Raw genomic sequence first — 3,085 nt, 5'->3', positions numbered from 1 at the left:
GCATAGCACTATTGAAAACAAAATTTTAAAATATTGAGATAAAATTAAACAGTGCGAATTATTTGTTGCTTTTGATAATGAAATTCCTGCAATTGAACTTTCAAAAAAATTAGGTACAAACACAATTAATTACCAAATTATAATAAATAGTGGATTAAACAGATTTGGTGTTTCACCTGAAGAAAGTGTTAATTTATATAATTCATTACAAAAATACCCTAATCTTGTTTTCAAAGGTATTTCTACTCACACTGGTCAAGTATATGGTTTTTCAAAAGATCATGTTAATGAAATCACAGAAAAAGAGATTAATATAATGACTTTGGCTAAAAATCTTTTAGTGGAAAATGGTGCTATTGTTGAATTTGTGGCTACTGGAACTACTCCAACTTTTGAAAATGCCATAAAATCTAAAGAAATAACAGTTTCTAGACCTGGAAACTATGTATTCTTTGATGCTATTCAAGTAGCTTTAGGTGCTGCAGAAGAAAAAGATTGTGCTTTAACTGTTTTAGCAACTGTAGTTTCTCATCCATCTGAAGATTTATTTATTCTTGATTGCGGTAGCAAATGTTTAGGACTTGATCAAGGAGCTCATGGAAACTCTTTAACAAAAGGATTTGGGATTGTTAAAAATCATCCTGAACTTACTGTTATTGGTTTATCTGAAGAAGTGGCAAAAGTAAAAAAAGAGGGCCCTACGACCCTTAAAATTGGTGATAAAATTGAAATTATCCCTAATCATTCATGTTCAGCAGCTAATATGACAAACTACTTAATTGGTCATAGAGCTGGAACTATTGAAAAAATTATTGAGGTTGATATTAGAGGAAATTCTAGAAAAATTTCTCTTAACTAATTACTTTCTCTTTTATAAATAGCTTTTACAAATCCTAAAAATAGCGGGTGTGGTTTTCCTGGTCTACTTTTAAATTCTGGGTGAAACTGCCCCGCTATAAAAAATGGATGCAACTCTTTAGATAACTCTACAATTTCTGCTAAAGTTCCATCTGGAGATGTTCCTGATATCTTTAGACCGTTTTTTTGAATTATCTCTTTGTAAATATTATTAAATTCATATCTATGTCTATGTCTTTCATATATAAGTTCCTCTTGATATAACTCATAAGCTAAACTATCTTTTTCTAATTTACATGGATAAGTTCCTAATCTCATTGTTCCACCTAAATTTTCAATATTTTTTTGATCTAATAAAATATCTATAACTGGAAATTTTGTATCTTTATCAAATTCTGTAGAATTCGCTGTTTTCATAGCTAAAACATTTCTAGAGAATTCAATTACTGCACTTTGCATTCCTAAACAAATACCTAAAAATGGAATTTTATTTTCTCTTGCAAATTTTATTGCATCTATCTTACCTTGAACTCCTCTATCTCCAAATCCACCAGGAATTAATATTCCATTAAACTGTTCTAAAATCTTTATATCTAAATCTTCTGCTTGAATATAATGAATTTCGGCTTTTAATCCAAGTTCATATGCTGCATGCTCTATAGATTCATTTATACTTATATATGCATCTTTTAATTCAATATATTTTCCTACAACAGCTAACTTTATTTTATCAGTTGGTTGCTTAATTTTTCTTACAATTTCTTTCCAAATTTTTAAAGTTGGTTTTTGATTTTCAATTCCTAATTTTTTACATGCAACATTAGCTAAACCATTCTCCTCCATTATAAGTGGTACTTCATAAATTGTATTAGCATCTGGAGCCTCTATCACTGCATCCTCATCAATATCACAAAACATTGACAATTTTCTTTTTATATCCAAACTTATAGGATGCTCTGTTCTACAAACTAAAATATCTGGTCTTATTCCTAAACTCATTAGCTCTTTTACTGAATGTTGAGATGGTTTTGTTTTTAATTCTCCAGCAGCCTTTAAATATGGTAGAAGCGTCACATGTATATATAAAACATTATCTCTTCCTACATCGTATTTAAATTGTCTTATAGCTTCTAAAAAAGGTGTGGATTCAATATCTCCAACTGTACCTCCAATCTCTGTTATCACTATATCTGAATTATTTTCTTTTCCTACTAACTCTATTTTAGATTTTATCTCATTTGTTATATGTGGAATTACTTGAACAGTTTTTCCTAAATATTGACCTTTTCTTTCTTTGTTGATTACAGCTTCATATACTTTACCTGTTGTTATATTATTATATTTTGTTAAATTTTCATCTAAAAATCTTTCATAATGACCTAAGTCTAAATCTGTTTCAGCGCCATCGTTTGTTACAAATACTTCTCCATGCTCATAAGGATTCATTGTTCCTGGATCTATATTTATATATGGATCAAATTTTTGAATAGTTACACTATATCCTCTTTCTTTTAATAACCTTCCTAGGGATGCTGCTGTAATTCCTTTTCCTAAAGATGATACAACTCCTCCTGTTACAAATACATACTTAGTTTCTTTCATAAATATCCTCCGTTTATTTTATAAAAATCGAAAAAAAAAAGGCGAAAAAAAAAATTTCGCCTTAACTTAATCCAATTTTCTATAGAAATAATATTTCCCTTGGATATTTTTTATTTTGATATTATCTTATATCATTATTTTAATTTTTTGTCAACTTTTTTATTTTCCTTATATTGTAAGGTAGATCCATCTTTTAAGTTAAAAATCAGTATATCATTTTCTACTTTAAATGTTTGAACTGTATCTAATTTTTCTAAATATTCAGACTCCATTTTCATAACTTTATCTGAACCAGCCATTAGAGTTGATCCTAATTTTTCTAACTTAATTTTATTTCCTTTTTTCTCATATCTTCCAAAGTAATTATTTAATCCAGAGAATCCATAAAAATTATGTTCATCAAACCCTATTAGTACATTTGGAATAGAGTTTTCTTGAATTAAAATATACTCTTTCCCTACTAATCTTTTATTTTTTGTTGTCAAACTTGAACACCCTCCAAATAAAACTGAAACCATTAATAGTATTCCTAAGATTTTTTTCATTATTTATCACTCCCTGATTTTTTATTAATAACTATTATAATTATTGCCGCTATCAACAACATTATAAAACTTACAACATG

The 3,085-nt window shown here is 28.0% G+C and carries 3 protein-coding genes; 1 reads left to right on the top strand and 2 read right to left on the bottom strand.

Features of this window, described 5'->3' with window-relative positions; genetic code table 11:
• The first annotated feature begins 43 nt into the window (after positions 1–43).
• Entirely contained in the window at positions 44–859 is an 816-nt protein-coding gene (locus Q0V08_RS11235) for an alanine racemase (protein ID WP_366099801.1), read from the top strand.
• Here the strand turns inward: Q0V08_RS11235 and Q0V08_RS11230 are convergent.
• Positions 856–2,460 (bottom strand): CTP synthase, encoded by a 1,605-nt coding sequence (locus Q0V08_RS11230; RefSeq protein WP_297434806.1) that lies wholly within the window; start codon positions 2,458–2,460, stop codon positions 856–858. The two genes, Q0V08_RS11235 and Q0V08_RS11230, sit on opposite strands and share 4 nt — an antisense overlap.
• 134 nt (positions 2,461–2,594) lie before the next feature.
• Positions 2,595–3,005 (bottom strand): META domain-containing protein, encoded by a 411-nt coding sequence (locus Q0V08_RS11225; RefSeq protein WP_297434805.1) that lies wholly within the window; start codon positions 3,003–3,005, stop codon positions 2,595–2,597.
• Between the last annotated feature and the right edge of the window lie 80 nt (positions 3,006–3,085).

The organism is uncultured Cetobacterium sp. (assembly GCF_947038635.1).
In the GTDB taxonomy this organism is placed as follows: Bacteria; Fusobacteriota; Fusobacteriia; order Fusobacteriales; family Fusobacteriaceae; genus Cetobacterium_A.
The sequence above is the reverse complement of the archived record's forward strand: the minus strand, read 5'-3'. Positions and strand labels throughout refer to the sequence as shown.

Bases quoted from the DNA above. Each gene is read 5' to 3' on its own strand.
- Q0V08_RS11230 (WP_297434806.1), bottom strand. From the start codon at position 2,460: ATGAAAGAAACTAAGTATGTATTTGTAACAGGAGGAGTTGTATCATCT.
- Q0V08_RS11225 (WP_297434805.1), bottom strand. From the start codon at position 3,005: ATGAAAAAAATCTTAGGAATACTATTAATGGTTTCAGTTTTATTTGGA.